Annotated in this window: 12 protein-coding genes and 1 pseudogene; 1 reads left to right on the forward strand and 12 read right to left on the reverse strand. The window is 38.7% G+C overall.

Annotated features, from left to right (window positions below):
- Nucleotides 1–91 precede the first annotated feature (91 nt).
- The 9 genes and pseudogenes from QFZ31_RS17665 to QFZ31_RS17705 all read right to left on the reverse strand — a co-directional run bounded on the left by QFZ31_RS17665 (nucleotide 92) and on the right by QFZ31_RS17705 (nucleotide 10,796).
- Nucleotides 92–1,120, reverse strand: a complete 1,029-nt coding sequence (locus tag QFZ31_RS17665; RefSeq protein ID WP_307305164.1) for a TRAP transporter substrate-binding protein — start codon at nucleotides 1,118–1,120, stop codon at nucleotides 92–94.
- A 50-nt stretch (nucleotides 1,121–1,170) separates the two neighbouring features.
- On the reverse strand, nucleotides 1,171–2,466 hold the full coding sequence (locus QFZ31_RS17670) for a TRAP transporter large permease (RefSeq protein WP_307305167.1): 1,296 nt from the start codon (nucleotides 2,464–2,466) through the stop codon (nucleotides 1,171–1,173).
- A gap of 1 nt (nucleotide 2,467) precedes the next feature.
- Nucleotides 2,468–2,965, reverse strand: a complete 498-nt coding sequence (locus QFZ31_RS17675; RefSeq protein ID WP_307305170.1) for a TRAP transporter small permease — start codon at nucleotides 2,963–2,965, stop codon at nucleotides 2,468–2,470.
- A gap of 637 nt (nucleotides 2,966–3,602) precedes the next feature.
- Nucleotides 3,603–5,120 (reverse strand): annotated as a pseudogene (gene larC / locus QFZ31_RS17680) (nickel pincer cofactor biosynthesis protein LarC).
- A complete protein-coding gene (gene larB / locus QFZ31_RS17685; RefSeq protein WP_307305172.1) occupies nucleotides 5,101–5,871 on the reverse strand; it encodes a nickel pincer cofactor biosynthesis protein LarB in 771 nt (256 codons plus the stop codon). The pseudogene larC and the gene larB overlap by 20 nt, the downstream one beginning before the upstream one ends.
- A gap of 435 nt (nucleotides 5,872–6,306) precedes the next feature.
- Nucleotides 6,307–7,779, reverse strand: a complete 1,473-nt coding sequence (locus QFZ31_RS17690) for a gluconokinase (protein WP_307305175.1) — start codon at nucleotides 7,777–7,779, stop codon at nucleotides 6,307–6,309.
- Nucleotides 7,780–7,859: 80 nt separating this feature from the next.
- Nucleotides 7,860–8,660, reverse strand: coding sequence for an ATP-dependent sacrificial sulfur transferase LarE (larE, locus tag QFZ31_RS17695; RefSeq protein ID WP_307305177.1), 801 nt, complete (start codon nucleotides 8,658–8,660; stop codon nucleotides 7,860–7,862).
- A gap of 77 nt (nucleotides 8,661–8,737) precedes the next feature.
- Nucleotides 8,738–9,508 carry an SDR family oxidoreductase gene (locus QFZ31_RS17700; RefSeq protein ID WP_307305179.1) on the reverse strand — a complete coding sequence of 257 codons (771 nt, stop codon included), beginning with the start codon at nucleotides 9,506–9,508 and terminating at the stop codon, nucleotides 8,738–8,740.
- Nucleotides 9,509–9,527: 19 nt separating this feature from the next.
- Complete coding sequence (locus QFZ31_RS17705) at nucleotides 9,528–10,796, reverse strand: lactate racemase domain-containing protein (protein WP_307305180.1); 1,269 nt, start codon at nucleotides 10,794–10,796, stop codon at nucleotides 9,528–9,530.
- A gap of 270 nt (nucleotides 10,797–11,066) precedes the next feature.
- On the opposite strand from QFZ31_RS17705, the gene QFZ31_RS17710 reads away from it, so the two are divergent.
- Nucleotides 11,067–12,227 (forward strand): ROK family protein, encoded by a 1,161-nt coding sequence (locus QFZ31_RS17710; protein ID WP_307305182.1) that lies wholly within the window; start codon nucleotides 11,067–11,069, stop codon nucleotides 12,225–12,227.
- A 164-nt stretch (nucleotides 12,228–12,391) separates the two neighbouring features.
- On the opposite strand, the gene QFZ31_RS17715 is transcribed toward QFZ31_RS17710, so the two are convergent.
- The 3 genes from QFZ31_RS17715 to QFZ31_RS17725 all read right to left on the reverse strand — a co-directional run bounded on the left by QFZ31_RS17715 (nucleotide 12,392) and on the right by QFZ31_RS17725 (nucleotide 16,121).
- Nucleotides 12,392–13,858 carry an MFS transporter gene (locus tag QFZ31_RS17715; protein WP_307305185.1) on the reverse strand — a complete coding sequence of 489 codons (1,467 nt, stop codon included), beginning with the start codon at nucleotides 13,856–13,858 and terminating at the stop codon, nucleotides 12,392–12,394.
- Between the two features lie 392 nt (nucleotides 13,859–14,250).
- Nucleotides 14,251–15,114 carry a sugar phosphate isomerase/epimerase family protein gene (locus tag QFZ31_RS17720; RefSeq protein WP_307305187.1) on the reverse strand — a complete coding sequence of 288 codons (864 nt, stop codon included), beginning with the start codon at nucleotides 15,112–15,114 and terminating at the stop codon, nucleotides 14,251–14,253.
- Nucleotides 15,115–15,116: 2 nt separating this feature from the next.
- Entirely contained in the window at nucleotides 15,117–16,121 is a 1,005-nt protein-coding gene (locus tag QFZ31_RS17725) for a Gfo/Idh/MocA family protein (protein WP_307305192.1), read from the reverse strand.
- Nucleotides 16,122–16,179 lie beyond the last annotated feature (58 nt).

Below are 16,179 nucleotides of genomic sequence, written 5' to 3' on the forward strand. Positions count from 1 at the left end.
CTTCCTATCTAATACTTCGCTATATTCAAAATAGAAAAGACCCAGCTGGTAAATAGTAAAACTTACCAGCTAGGCATTTTGTTATTAAAGCTTATGGACGTGCTTCTTCAATCGCATCCATTACTTCTTTGAATTCTTTTGCATATTCAGCATTCATAGACTTTACAGCTTCTGTCCAAGGTTTAAGATCTTTGACTTCGGTGAAGGTTACCCCTGCATCTTTTAATTTCTTTTCAGAACGTTCTTCATATTTATCCCACTCTGCTCTTTGCGTTTCCACAGAATCAAGCGCTGCTTGTTTAATGATTTTTTGATCTTCGGCATCAAGCTTATCCCAAGCTACTTTACTAATTAAAAGAACTTCAGGTATACGTTGGTGATGATCAAGAATCAAGTTTTTAGCTTCTTGATAATGGTTAGATGAATCTAAACTTGGCAGGTTGTTTTCTGCTCCGTCAATGATTCCTGTTTGAAGGGCACTGAATACTTCTCCATATGGCATTGGAGTAGCACTTGCACCTAGGGCATTCATGAAATCAATATTGATTTTACTTTGTTGTACACGAATCTTTTGTCCTTTTAAATCCTCAACATTTTCGAGAGGTTTTGTAGAGTAAAAACTACGCGAACCAGAATCGTAAAAGGCTAAGCCTTTCATTTTAGATTGCTCAAGTCCGTCTAGTAACTTCGTTCCCATGTCTCCATTTAAGAAGTTCCAAAGATGATCTTCACTCTCAAATACATAAGGAAGTCCCAGCGGAGTAAACTGATTATTAAATTCAGCTAGTGGACTAGAATTGATTCGTGTAAACTCAATCGCTCCAAGCTGAACCTGTTCAAGTACTGATTTTTCATCGCCTAATTGCGCAGATGGATAGACTTCAATTTTGATACGTCCTTCTGTTCTTTCCTCTACTAATTCAGCGAACTTTTTGTCACCAAGGACTGTCGGATAATCTGGCGGCTGATTGTCAGCTAAGCGGAATGTATAGGATGGTTTTTCGTCTTCCTTGTTCCCTTCGCTCTTTGTATTAGTTGTTTCTTTCCCACCGCATGCAGCAAGGATTGAGCCCATTAAAAGTGTTGCGGCTAAAATACCTGTTAACTTTTTACTGATCAAAATCTACACCCCTTTTAATTTTTTATATAATCTTCACCATTTACCCAAGGCTACTTGACTAGCAAATTTGGCAGCCACAGAACAACTTCTGGAATATAGGTGATAATTAACAGAACAACTAGTAAAGCATAGAAGAATGGCATCATCGCTTTTGTACCTTGCTGAATCGAGACCTTTCCTATCGCACATCCGACAAATAAAACGGTCCCAACGGGCGGTGTCAGTAATCCTATTCCCGCATTTAAAATTAGGACTATACCGAAATGTACAGGGTCCATACCAAAGCTCGTTACCACCGGAAGCAGGATTGGTGTCATGATCAAAATCATTGGTGCCATGTCCATTGGCGCACCAAGTAAAAGTAATAAAATATTGATAATCAATAAAATGATAAGTGGATTATCAGAAATACTTAGGAACAGGTCGGTTACCATAGCAGGAATTTGCAAATAAGCGAGTATCCAGCCAAAGGATGCAGATGCTGCAATTAAGAAAAATACCATCGAAACCGTTCTCATTGTTCTTGTGAGTATTTTCCAAATACTTGATATGGGTGCTTCTCTATAAACGACAAATGCTAGAATAAAAGAATATAAGCACGCTAACGCACCTGACTCGGTTGCGGTAAACCAGCCGCTCATGATTCCGCCTAGTATGATGACTGCAGGACTTAGGGATAAAAGACCGTGAAGGAGAATTCCTCCAATTTCTGATTTGGGCACTGGGTCCGCTTTTTGATATCCTCTTTTTCTAGCTATAATATAGCCTGTAATCATAAGCGAAATTAACATAATGAATCCAGGGACTATACCTGCCATAAAAAGACTTGCGATTGATACGCCGCCCGCTGCTAAAGAGTAGAGAACGAGATTATGACTCGGTGGTACTACAACACCTTGGATAGCAGAAGCAATGGTCACACCCACCGCATAATCAGCTTCGTATCCTTTCTTTTTCATCATTGGAATCATGACAGAACCGACAGATGAAACGTCTGCGACGGCCGACCCTGATATATTTCCAAAAAACAATGCTGCTACGCTATTAACCATTGCAAGTCCGCCGCGTATTCGTCCTACTAGTAAACTTGCAAAATTTACGATCCTTGTGGCAAGTCCACCTTCACTCATAATTTGTCCTGTCAGGATAAAGAATGGGATCGCTAGCAGGGAAAAGGAGTTCATACCTTGAACCATTTGCTGGCCAATAACGGGAAGCGGAATTTTCATATAGATTACTGTTAGCAAGGACGATGCCACAAGCGTAAGAGCAATCGGAAAACGAAGCAGAACTAGAATAACAAAGCTTGAAAGTAAGATAATGATTCCGATTGTGTTCGTGTCCATTTTACAAACCCTCCTCCAAATCCTTATGTCTGGTTGTGTTAATATTAAAGAATTGCAGGAGCGAGTAACCGCAAATCATAACACCTGTGATTGGCATCGCAACATATGTGATACTACTAGGAAGTTTTGTTGCTGGTAGCGTCGATTCCGACGTCAACAATGTAAATTCCCACCCCTGGACTACTAGGTAAAAACCAAACGCAAAAATTGACGCACTTATGATTTTATCTAGTACTTTATTAAAAGATTTAGGAAATAGGTTGGTAAAGGAATCAATACCTAAATGAATATATTCCCGAAACCCTATCGCAATCGCCATAAAGGCAAACCAGGCAAGCAGTAACAATGTAATTTCTTCGGACCAAAAGAATACAAAATTAAATAATTTCCGAGTCATAACCTGTGTTGTTACGACAAAAATAAGTGCTACTAAAAATAGTAAAGTGAATTTTTCGAAAATAGAGTCGATAACTTTAAACACCTTTTTAATATAATCCAAGTGAATCCCCCCTTCTCTTTGAAAACGTTTACTTCTTACTTAACATTTTACGAATCGGGGGGATGATTTAAAATATTGTTTTTTTAGGAAAATTTGTGATTTTTTTAGGTTTAGGATAATTCAGAAAACCCTTACAATTAGTATTTTATTTTTGTTTGTTTAATAAACTAATTATTTATATTTAGTCTAACATTGACTTTTAATAGCGTCAATATCGTCTCCAGAAGGAGGAATTGCTTATCGAAACAAAAGGCTGTCCCGAACATTTGGAAAGGATTCGGTTTTTATGTCTTGTCCTTATTCAGGTAACGAGTAAAAGTAAAATAACCGGAGATTTTCCGGTTATTTGCAGAATGGAGCTCGTGTCGGGGGTAATAAGCGGAAGATTTCCGCTTAATCAAAGCAAAATCCCCCATTTTAAAATTTTCCGAACCAATAGGCGGAATTCTTCCGTCTATTTATCAGCTCGGGTGCTTAATCTAACCTGATCCCCCAACCGATAAGTGCGATAGAAACCTTAATAAATAAAGAAAAAAGACGTATGCCCATTCATACGTCAATTCTTGTGTCTTTTAATTTAGGAGGCACTCGAAAACGGAGCCTATATTTATGTTCGAGACAGCGTTTGGGTGTAATGTTATCTATCTATTTCCTTCCAAACCTGTTCATAGATTTTTTTTAAAGGAATGTCGTGGAGTTGGGCAAGGCTCTTACAGTCCTCATACTCCGGTGCCCGCTGTACCACTTTTCCATTCAGTAGCCCCTCTTTTACAGTCACAGGTCCCCACTCAGTTTCTACTTTTTGGAATACTCTTTCTAACCGGTGAACAGTTAAAGGATAGTAACGGACACCGAGAGTTGTAGTTTCTTTAAAAAGTATTTCTTTCATTTTTTCTACATTTCCGACAGAACAAAGCAATTGAAGCAGAATTCCAGGTCGGTTTTTTTTCATATAGATCGGGGTATAAAAAACATCGTTAGCCCCGGCTTCAAAAAGCAAATCCATGACATAACCCAGCCATTCCCCAGGAATATTGTCTAGGTTAACTTCCAGTTTGATCATCTGGTCATCTAGGTGTTCATAATTTGGAGGATGAGAACTCATTTTGTATACTCCTCTCACTTAACGGTGGGGATTCCCCATTCACTGTTACTCGCCAATAATGACTCGAACGACATTAGGATGGTCTTTAAACGTCTTTGTTCCGGCACCATAACCTATTGAGCGAACTTTCATTGAAGGAATAGCGCAAAATTCCTCGGCCAGAACAGCGATAATCGCCGCTCCAGTTGGTGTAGTGAGCTCAAATCTCACCTCTGAATGTTCAATCGGAATTCCTTTTAAAATTTCAAGAGTTGCAGGTGCAGGTACCGGATAGATACCATGGTCGATACGAATTTTTCCAGTGCCCACAGGAACGGGTGATGATTTAATTTTGGATATTTCTAATTGATCGATTAGGATGGCAGCCCCAATAATATCAATAATTGAATCTACAGCACCCACTTCATGGAAATGAACCTTCTCCAAAGGAACACCATGAATAAGCCCTTCTGCTTCGGCAATTTTTTTAAATATCCTTAAAGCCATATCTTTTACTTGTTGAGAGAAATCAGCTTCTTCAATCAAGTGTACAATATCTTTATAGGATCGATGGTCATGATGGTGGTGATTATGGTCATGATTGTGATCATGTGTATGTAGATGTGTATGTTCATGAGAGTGGTCATGTGTATGCTCGTGCTCGTGTTCATGAGCATGATCATGCGTGTGTACGTGCTCGTCGTTATGATCATGGTTATGTGAATGTGCATGGTCATGATCGTGATTATGATCGTGATTATGATCGTGATCATGGCTATGCGAATGGTCATGGTCATGATTGTGATCGTGGCTATGCGAATGGTCATGATTATGATCGTGATCGTGGCCATTATGATGGTGGTGGTGTTGATTTTTTAGCACCACATCGAATTTTGTACTCGTAATCCCATTCTTAACAACCTTTTTCCATGTCAATTCATATTCATCTTCAATATTTAGCTTTTTTAATTCTTCGACTAGTTTGACCGGGTCAGCACCTGCGTCTATAAGTGCTCCAATCACCATATCCCCGCTTACTCCTGAAAAACAATCAAAATAAAGTGTCTTCATTTCTTTCCCCTTTTTGTGCAAGTTGATGAATTAATACGGCGTTATATCCTCCGCCAAAACCATTATCAATATTAACAACACTAATTCCAGAAGCACATGAATTCAGCATCGTCAGTAAAGCCGATAATCCATTAAAGTTAGCCCCATAGCCAACACTTGTAGGGACGGCAATTACGGGATGAGAAACAAGTCCTCCAACTACGCTCGGCAGCGCCCCTTCCATACCGGCTACCACTACAGATACTGTTGCATTTTGAATCTCTTCGGCATGATTTAACAGACGATGGATTCCAGCAACGCCAACGTCATAGATGCGATGGACCTTACTTCCTAGTATTTCTGCAGTAACCGCCGCTTCCTCTGCCACCCGTAAATCAGAAGTTCCTGCAGCAACAACAGCAATATAACCTTGAGTATTTTCTATCGATTTATTTTGTTTTTTCCAAAAAAGAATTTGAGAAATTTCATGATAAGTAAATTCAGGGCAAGCTTGTTGCACGATTGCTGCTTTTTCTTCTGAAATTCTTGTTACCATGACTTGATTGTTTCTTGCCCTTAATGCTGTGATGATGGAGATAATTTGTTGAGCCGTTTTCCCTTCGCCATAGACCACCTCAGGAAAGCCTTGTCGTTTCTTCCGGTGATGGTCAACCTTTGCAAATCCCAAATTCTCAAACGTTGCTAATTGATCTTTTGCTTCTGCAACACTGAGGGTTCCTTGTTGAACTTGTTTTAAAATCTCTTCAAGCATGCGATTCCCCCCTTTAACTCTAGTCTGATTCTATGCATTTGCCTTGGGGAAGGACAAATCTTTTGGTTTCTTGATGAGATTTGTCCTTCATTGCCTGGATGAAAGACAAATCGTTTGGGTCGGCCACGAGATTTGTCCTCAAGACCCCTTATTAAGGACTAATCTTAATCCCTCGTAACGCGATTTGTCCTCAAGACCCCTTTTTAAGGACTAATCTCAGTCCCTCGTAATGCGATTTGTCCTCAAGACCCCTTATTAAGGACTAATCTCAGTCCCTTGTAACGCGATTTGTCCTCAAGACCCCTTATTAAGGACTAATCTTAATCCCTCGTAACGCGATTTGTCCTCAAGGCTCCTTTTAAGGACTAATCTCTACCATGAGATACGAGCATTGTCCTTAAAAGCTTTTTAAATCGTCAAGCTCTAACACTATTTTTAGAAATACTTCACCATATCTCTAGCAAGCTTTTCATAGTTTTCATAAATAGCCTTATAAACTTTACTGCTTTCCTTATTAGGCAGCACTGGCTCACCCATCGGTATATTCTTTTTGATATCTTCAAAAGAATCTACTTTGCCAATGCCCACGAGAGCGGTCCAGGCTGCTCCCCAGGCGGCACTGTGATGGCTTTCAGATACATAAATCTCCGCTTCAAAGATGTCAGCCATCATTTGCAGCCACAGTGGTGACCTCGCCAATCCGCCGTTTACGTAGATTTTTTCCGGCTCGCCAGCCAATCTTTCCAGCGCTTTGCCGATTTGATAGAGATTAAAGGTAATCCCTTCAAGGACAGCACGGATAAAATGTTCCTTTTTATGAGTGATCGAAACACCATAAAAATTGCCCTTTGCTTTTTGATTCCAAACTGGTGCTCTTTCTCCATTTAAATAAGGCAGAAACAGGATACCCTCTGCACCGGGAGCTACCTTCTCTGCGTCCCCTAAGAAATCTGAAAAATCCCTTTGGTCATTCAGAAGATCTTTTAACCATTGTAAGACAATACCGCCATTATTCGTCGGTCCGCCAACAATCGTTGAATCGGCCGTAAAGGAGTAACAAAAGGTTTCTTGATTTTCATCAATTTTAACCCCTTTGTTAATTTGTCTGATTGCGCCGCTAGTTCCAACGGAAACAGCCACTTCTCCAGGCAAAATAGCACCTATCCCTAGATTTGCCAATTGGCCGTCTGCAGCCCCCATTACAAAAGGCATTTCCTGATTAATTCCCATTTCATCCGCGATTTCTTTTTTCAAACCCGTCAACACGTCTGTAGGGGGAACTATTTTAGAAAGCTGTTCCCTTTTAATCCCTGTCATTTCTAGTAATTCAGGCTCCCAATCCAATGCAGCCGGATTAAATAAACCTGTAGCAGAAGCCATTGAGTAATCAATCACTCTTTGACCAAACCAGCATTGTAGTAAATATTCCTTTATGGACATAAAATACGCTGCTTCTTTATAAGGCTGATAGCTTGTTTCTTTCATCCACAAAAGCTTACTGAATGGCGTCATTGGGTGTATAGGTGTACCTGTTTTTGAATAAACGCTGCTCCCAACCGTCCCTTTAACTCGTTCTGCCTGACCATAGCTTCTTCCATCTGCCCAAATGAGCCCAGGAGAGATCGGACTGCCCTGTTCATTCACACATAAAAGTGAATGCATGGCAGCTGAAAACCCAAGTGCGATTAACTCCTCTTTACTAATGGCAGCTTTTTCAATGGCTTCCTTAATTGCCAGTACCGCAGACCGTTCGATTTCAATTGGATCCTGTTCAGACCATCCTGGCTCAGGGTAATGAAAGCTGTTCATCTTCTCAACTTCCGCTATTAGTTTTCCGTTGATATCAAATATACACGCTTTTACGCTCGTAGTTCCGATATCTAGTCCCATTACGAACTCTCTTGACATACGTTTCATCTTCCTTTTCAACTACATGTTGTCATTATGTTAGAAGAGGCTTTGGAAATTTCCAAAGCCTTCTTCTGTTATTACGCTAACACCTTGTTCATACTGCCGCTCTGGTATCCCAGCAAATCCAAAGTTATATATTTATATCCATACTCTTGGAGCTCACGAACAATGGAATCATGATTTTCGAGAACAATTTTCATATCAGTTGGTTCTACTTCGATTCTAGCGATTTCATCATGAGTCCGGACTCTCACCTGGCGAATACGGAGACTTTTTAAATAGCTTTCAGCCCGCTCAACCTTTGTCAGCTTTTCCTTTGTAATGTATTCACCGTATGCAATCCTCGAAGATAAACAGGCGAAGGATGGTTTATCCCATGTGGGCAAATCAAACTGCTGTGAAAGCTCCCTAATTTCCTGTTTAAATAATTTCGCCTCTAGCAGAGGACCTCGTATCCCCTTTTCCTTAGCTGCTTGCATTCCTGGTCGGTGTTCATTCATATCATCGGCAATAACCCCATAAATCACATTATGGAATCCCTTTTCTTCCATTACCGGAATTAAATGATCGAATAAGCTGCTTTTACAAAAGTAGCAACGATTTTTGTTATTCTCTGCATAACCAGGAATCGCTAATTCAGAGGTTTCAATAACTTGATGCTTAACACCAATTTTTTTTGCAAGTACCCTAGCCTCTTCAAGCTCACTTGAAGGGTAGGTTTCCGAATCTGCTGTGACAGCTAAGACATGATCTTCCCCTAATGTGTCAACAGCCGCTTTAAGTAAAAATGTACTATCTACACCACCTGAAAATGCTACAACGACTGATCCCATGTCACGGAGAATAGACTGTAATTTATTATATTTCTCAGTTAGCAAGGTCTCATCTCCCCACGTACTTTCTGAATAATCCACTATTTAACATATTAATTGGACATTCACCTTATGTCCAAGAATTAGATTGTCATCGCTCCAAATCCGCCGTCAACACGAAGTAATGCACCTGTAACAAAACTAGAAGCTTTATCCGACGCAAGGAAAACGGTAGCACCTTGAAGTTCTTCTGCTTCTCCAAAGCGTTTCATTGGAGTATGGCCCATGATGGATTCAATTCTTTCTTTGTCTAAAATTTTACGATTTTGTTCCGCTGGGAAGAATCCTGGAATAATGGCATTTACACGAATGCCGCTAGTCGCAAATTCACGAGCTAAAAATTGAGTAACACTATTAAGTCCGGCTTTTGAAACAGAATACGTAAATACTCTTGATAATGGTGTTGTAGAAGAAACAGATGAAATATTAATAATACTACCTTGTCTTTCTTGTTCAATCATGCGCTTTGCAAAGATTTGACAAGTCATGACAATTCCTTTTAAGTTAATATCCATAATTTTATCGTACTCGTCCATATCTAAATCAAAAAACGGCGTTGGGCTGTTTGTTCCTGGTGCATTCAACAAAATATCCCAGCCGCCTGACCATTGTTCAATATCCTTTGCAACTTGGACTAAAGAATCCTTCGAGCTTACGTCTGCTGAGAATGCTTTCGCCTCTCCGCCATTTTCAACGATTTCCTTAACCACTTTTTCAGCAGTTTCTAAGTTACGGCCAACGATTGCCACTTTAGCACCGTGTTCAGCCAAGCCTTTCGCCATAGCTGAACCTAATACGCCATTTCCTCCAATTGCAACCGCGGTTTTACCTGTTAAATCAAATAAATTTGTCATGTTTCAACTCTCCCTAGTTTTAATATAAGTTTCCTTTTTCATCAAATGGCAGATCATAAAGCTCTGAAACTAGCTCCATATTTGGATGCTGTTTCACATACTCAACTAACGCCTCTGATACTTCAATTTCACTTAACTCTAATGTATTTTTAATGCGGACCATTTTTACTTTTGTAAAATCTAAAATATTACTTGTTTTAACGGCAGCTTGTATCGCTTCACGATCATTTGGTAATGTAGTAGCAATTTTTGTAGGTGCTACTACAGTTGAAGTTAACCCGTTCGCATACGTTACCTCTAGGTCCATCCGGTCAACTAAACGCTTTGTTGTAAAATCTGCTGTTCCGACACCATTGGCATTTCCCTCTGTTTGCGGTGTTAACCCGAGAACGACCATTTTGTTAACATCTGGGCCGCCATGTGCATATGGAGTAGGATATCGGCCTGTAATATTCGGATCCATTCCATCACCAGAGATATTTTTACCGATTTGATCAATGACAAGAACCTCTAATTGGTCAAAGAAAAGCTTTGGCAGTAATTCTTTCGCCTTCGCCTGCAAGTCTGCTTCTCTCTCAATAATTTCTTCAGGAGAAAGCACATCAACCACAGCCACTTTATCAAAAGCATTTTCAATGGTTGCCACACCAAAAAGAAGTGGTTTCTTCTCCATAATCATTTTTGCCATCGCTGGTACGTTTTCTGCCATATATTTAAAACCCAATTGATGACATGCCTCGGCACCTCTTTGCTTACCTAAACCAATACTAATCATCTTCATAATGCCACTTTCAACTGGGCCGCGGAATGCAGTATGCGGTTTAATACGATTAATCACGACAATACCATCTGCGTTTGCCGCATATTGATCAACATAAACAGGTAAACCATTTGGAAGTTCTCCGATTTTCACCACTTCCATGGAAGAACGAATTTCACAGCCAACGCTTTCTTCTGTTACACCAAGATGTGCTAGCACCTCACGCTGTCCTTCAGCTGTCGCACCGCCATGACTGCCCATACTAGGAACAATAAATGGCTTTGCACCAAGGTCTTTTAGAAATTTAACTGTCACTGCAGTTAATTCCACGAGACGATCAAGTCCTCTGCTTCCAACAGCTAAAGCAATTTCCATTCCAGGCCGAACCGATGCCTGAATATGCTCCTGTTGCAATTTTTCCATTAACGCGTGTTCTAAATTATCAATTTTCTTATCATCAAATTTCACTTTTACCTTTGCCATTTTTGGCACTGGTATATCTTTTAATAAGTCCTGCAGAATACCCATTTATCTGTTTCACTCCTTTTCTACTTAAGTGTTCCTCAAGGGATATTATTCCATGTATTTGCTTTATTGGTTTAATAAAAATTGTGTAATCCCTTACAAAAGGAATTAAAAAATGATTTGTTTGGAAAATAATTTTAAAATAGTAATTTAATTTGTTTACCAAACAAACTAATTACCTGTATAATATCATTATGGATTGTTTACGTCAATAAATATTCAAACCAAATTATATATCTTTTTCACCTAGAAATTTAAAAGGAAGTGATTAATATGCTCACGGGGGATGCTTCATATATTAAAAAGATAAATCGGTCCATCATTATTAGTAAAATAATTGAACATGGGATGATATCCCGAGCAGATTTAGCGAAGATTACCGGACTAAACAAAGCTACCATTTCTGTGCAGGCAGCGGAATTATTAGCAGAAGAGTTAATTCTAGAAACCCATCAAGAACATAAAAATCTAGGGCGAAGACCTATTATGTTATCGATTAACCAGCAAGCAGGATATTCTTTAGGAATAGACTTAGATAAGAGAGTCATAACATTCATCTTATCTGATTTGAGTGGCACAACAGTGGATACACAGTCGATTGAAATAGAAGCATCTGATTACACCCTAATTGTAAAACTATTGGCGGAACAGATAACACATTATAAAAAAAGAAGCTCTCACGCACCCTATGGATTAATTGGAGCAGTAATTGGAATACATGGTATCGTCAATAATGACGAAAGTATCTATTTTGTCCCATATCATCGTTGGCATAATAAAAATTTAAAGGCAGATTTACAAAATGAAACCGGTATCAATATCTATATAGAAAATAACGCTAACCTGTGTTCATTTGCTGAAATCGTCTATAAACATGCTCAGAGTGAAAACTTATTATCTGTTAGTTTGTATTCAGGAATCGGACTTGGAATTATGGTAAATAGCAAGTTACTTAAAGGCTGCGATGGTTATGCCGGTGAAATTGGCCATATGATCATTGTCCCTGATGGTCTTCCCTGCAGATGTGGAAATTTAGGCTGTTGGGAACAATACGCTTCGGAATCGAGCTTTATAAAGCAATTATCAAAAAGACATAATAAAGAAAATGTCACCTATGATGAAATTAATCATTGGTTTGTAAAAAAAGATCCTGTTACGAGTGAGTTAATGAAGGATTATATAAAGTTTTTATCTTATGGACTTAACAATATTATTAACCTTTATAATCCAGAAATTTTAGTGATTAATAGTGAATTGCTCCGGTTGTATCCGGATGCATTAGAAGAAATTAAGGCACATCTAACCTCTACCGTGGGGCAATATCGAAAACTACAGATTTCCGAATTTGGAAAAAATGCTTGTAGTATGGGTGCTTGCGCCTTAGCCATTAAGAACTTTTTAGATGTAAAAGAGTTAAGTTTGGATTTTAAATAAAGTCACAAAAAATGCAGAAACCGGTGAATGAATTGAGATAAATACAGATGGAACCTCTTGATTCACAAGAAACAATCATAACCAATTCACGGGAATAAAATGTGAATTGGTTTTTTTATGTAAAAAAACCCCAGCATACGCCAGGGTCCCAAATTTATACTCTTTTAAATTGCAACATTATTGTCTGTTTTCCCTTTTGCTTTCATGTCAGAAATACCGGATTGAATTTTTTCCATTTCTTTATGATCTAGTTTATAAAATTTCATTGCTGTGATGGATACCAACAAACATAGCGCTGGTAAACCGAAGGCTAGTATTAAGGTAACAACAAACAATGGTGTTGTTAATGCTTCCCCAACCTCTGGGAATTTTTCTTTGTAACCAATGAAACCAACTACTACACCTACGATTGTTGGAGCTAAAGATGAAACGAGTTGATCAATGAATGAGAAAATCGTGCCCATCATACCTGGTACATAACGACCTGATTTATGTGTTTCATAGTCCGAAACATCGGCAATCATAGGAACAACAAGCGTTGTTGGAATACTAGCAAATCCAATTGCTAATGAATATAAGGCTAAGAATAATATAGTAGAAATTCCAATACTAGATAGTGAAACCGATGCAGGATCAATTAATAAGAATAGAGCAATTAATGCGACGTAAGAAAGCATTCCGATCCATGCTGAAGTAACATAGGATTTCTTTAAACCTGTCTTTCTTGCAATTCCAACTACTAAGAAGGTAATCAATAATGTTGGTACTAGTGTAATAAGACCAATTTTTCCGCTTAATGCGTAATCTCCTAGCAAAATACCAAACAACATCACTCCGACTACAGAATAACGACCGATACTCGTTGCTAGTTTATCAAAAGACGCTGAAAGAGAAAGCAATTGTAATTGTTTGTTTCCTTTAATAACTCCCCAGTATTCACGAAGAGTCGTTTGAGTTCCTTCTTCTGCTAATCCATAGTATTCTTTCTTATCTTTTGACCAAATACCTACAATTGCTAGTACCGCAAATACTCCAGATAGAAGAAGTCCATAGCCATTTAATTCCGTAAACAAACCAAGATTAAACCCGCCGTGCTTTGCTGCTAGAACAGCAGAAACCCAAATTTGTCCGCCAGTGAAAAGTGCAGCATTATAGACTCCGTCAAAAATTGCATATAATGGGCGCTGCTTTGGATTATTTGTTAAAACCGTTTGTGCAGCCTTCGTCACACTCGTTTGTAATGAATAACCAATTTTATTTACGATTAACATCGCTGTAAAGAATAAAAATTGCGCACCCTCTGGTAAATGATGTGTTACATTATAGATTATTAGGATTGTACCTGCTGAAATGATATTACCGATAACGATCAAAGGCGTAAACTTACCAAATTTCCCTTCTGTTTTATCGATGATATAGCCAATCGCCGGATCAATGATACCATCAAATAACCGTGCCGCCATTAATAGCGAGCTTACCACCATAACCGCTAGTCCAGCTATCCCAGTTGCATAATAAGTAACAAAACCTAATACAAATAAATGAAGATTTGATGAGGTATTATTTAAAGTAAACAAACCTATTTGCCATAATTTTGCTGTGTTATACTGATCCACTTTTACATTTGACATGGTTTCGCCCCCTTGTAGTTAACCGCTTTCATTATTCCTAATATTAAAAAAACTCTCTAGCCAATTATCCCCTCTGCACCAACAAACCATGCTCGTGTAAAAACAATACCCCTTTATTTGCCACTCCCCTCTATGAAACCCCTTACATTCACAGATAAAAAAATATAAATTGCTATAAACTATTATTCTATTTTTTAATTAGTTTAATGAACTAATTATTTAAACTAAGAATATCATCTCAATTCTCTATAGTCAATAGTTTTTTAATTTTCTAAAGATTTCGTTGATAGAATACTTTTTTCCTTGAGGAATACTTAATGGGCCAGTATTTCCCAAGAGAAAAAAGGCAGCGAAAACCCGCTGCCTTTTTTCTTTTTATTTATTTCAATATATTAAAACCAGTCAGCATAGCCTAGTTCTCTTAAATGGTTAGCAGAGTCTCTTAGACAATCGAATGGATCGCGTCCATATAAATCATCCTGCTCTACTAAGAAGTACTGCGAGCCGCTTTCTAGACCAGCTTCAATAATCGCTTTAAGGTCCAGGCTGCCTGCACCTAATTCGGCAAATTGTACTACATTGTTGAAGGCCTGGAAGAATTTACCCGGCTCAAATCCGCCCTCTAGTACACTTACATCAAATTGGCCGATTCTATAGTCTTTCAAGTGAATTAAAGCAATACGGCCTGCATAGTTCTTTAAGACTTCAACAGGATTTAGACCGCCGCGGTGAATCCAGTGGACATCCATTTCAAAACCAATTTTAGAAGTATTGTTCTTGATAATATCTAATAGGTATTCGCCATCATACTTTTGGAATTCAATATGGTGGTTATGGTAATACAGTTCAATGCCATGCTCAGCTAACCTTTGCGCAACGTCATCACACTTTTGTACGAACTCCATAATTTTGTCTTTATGTCCAATTGTGGTAAATGGCAGCATACCGATACGCAGGAAGTTACAGTTTAATGTCTTACAATCGCTTACAATTTTATCGAAATCGTTCGCTAAAGTCTCACCCGGCATACCTGGTATCATTGGCTCTAAAGCGGCTGAAAGGGCAGCAATTTTAATATCAAAGTCTTCACTTGCTCTTTTTAACTCTGCCACATTTTCAGCTGTCATTGGAATTTGAGATACTTCCACTGCACCATAACCAAGCTCTCTTACTTGTCTTAAAGTCTCATAAACACCAAGTTCTTCTACTTTGCCTTTTAGCATCATCATTTGAACGCCGATTTTACCTTTTTTCATGTTTACCCCTCCATATTTATGGTTTGTTTTTTCTCTGAAGAAAGTCGGATCGCATCAATCATTTGTATCGATACAAGCGCATCCTTTGCATGCACATAATCGTGAGTTCCATGTAATATACAGCTATAGAATTGATTAATCGTTTTTGCATGGCTGGCACCGTAATAGAATTTTGATCCAGGCAGCTTCGCGTCTTCTACCAATTCTTCCTTTTTCCCCACTTCATTTACTCTTGAAAGAATGCTGTCTTTAATAATGAATTTACCTTTTTCAAGATAAACCTCGAGCTCTACACTGGAGTTCTCAGGATTGGAATTCGTTGAAAAAAATAATCCTCTTGCACCGTTTTGGAAGTTGATATGTGCGGAAGCAGTGTCTTCCACTTCAATGCCATAGTCTAATAATTGGTCTACGGAACCTCTTATTGATTCCATTTTTCCGCCTACAAGTTGCATTAAATCTAGGGTATGAAGGGATTGATTAATCATGGAACCTCCACCGGCATACTCCATTTTTCCACGCCAAGGTTTCACATCATAATAAGCCTTTGGCCGATACCAAGCTACCAAACCTTTTACCCCTGTGACCTTGCCATATTCGCCGCTTTTGACAATTTCCATCAGCTTTTCAAACGACTCATTATAACGATTTTGTAAACAGACACCGAGTTTAACATCCCTGTGTTCTTCCTCTAGTTTTGCAAGTGCCTGTCCCTCACTAGTGTTCAGACCAAGCGGCTTTTCTTGAAAAACATTAACTCCCTTTTCTATACAGGTTTTCGTTACAGGATAGTGTAGATAGTGCGGCAGACAATTATGGACAACATCAAGGTTTTCTTTTTCAAGCATTTCGTGATAATCAGTATAAAAGTTTGCCCCAGGTACAGTATCTTTTAATGATTCATCAAGATCACATACTGCTACTAACTCAGCATTTGGGTTAGCTTGTATAGCTGGAATATGAATTCTAGAAATATCTCCAAGACCTATTACTGCTACTTTTAGCATCAGCTTATCCCCTTTTTTGAAACGAACTCAAAGCTGCATTAGCGATGAGTTCGTTTAA

The sequence above is a fragment of the Neobacillus niacini genome (assembly GCF_030817595.1).
GTDB classification, from domain to species: Bacteria; Bacillota; Bacilli; order Bacillales; family Cytobacillaceae; genus Neobacillus; species Neobacillus niacini_G.

Excerpts from the sequence above, each read along its gene's own strand:
- QFZ31_RS17670 (WP_307305167.1), bottom strand. The coding sequence starts at position 2,466 with ATGGACACGAACACAATCGGAATCATTATCTTACTTTCAAGCTTTGTT.
- larB (WP_307305172.1), bottom strand. The coding sequence starts at position 5,871 with ATGCTTGAAGAGATTTTAAAACAAGTTCAACAAGGAACCCTCAGTGTT.
- QFZ31_RS17690 (WP_307305175.1), bottom strand. The coding sequence starts at position 7,779 with ATGTCAAGAGAGTTCGTAATGGGACTAGATATCGGAACTACGAGCGTA.
- QFZ31_RS17700 (WP_307305179.1), bottom strand. The coding sequence starts at position 9,508 with ATGACAAATTTATTTGATTTAACAGGTAAAACCGCGGTTGCAATTGGA.
- QFZ31_RS17705 (WP_307305180.1), bottom strand. The coding sequence starts at position 10,796 with ATGGGTATTCTGCAGGACTTATTAAAAGATATACCAGTGCCAAAAATG.
- QFZ31_RS17710 (WP_307305182.1), top strand. The coding sequence starts at position 11,067 with ATGCTCACGGGGGATGCTTCATATATTAAAAAGATAAATCGGTCCATC.
- QFZ31_RS17715 (WP_307305185.1), bottom strand. The coding sequence starts at position 13,858 with ATGTCAAATGTAAAAGTGGATCAGTATAACACAGCAAAATTATGGCAA.
- QFZ31_RS17720 (WP_307305187.1), bottom strand. The coding sequence starts at position 15,114 with ATGAAAAAAGGTAAAATCGGCGTTCAAATGATGATGCTAAAAGGCAAA.
- QFZ31_RS17725 (WP_307305192.1), bottom strand. The coding sequence starts at position 16,121 with ATGCTAAAAGTAGCAGTAATAGGTCTTGGAGATATTTCTAGAATTCAT.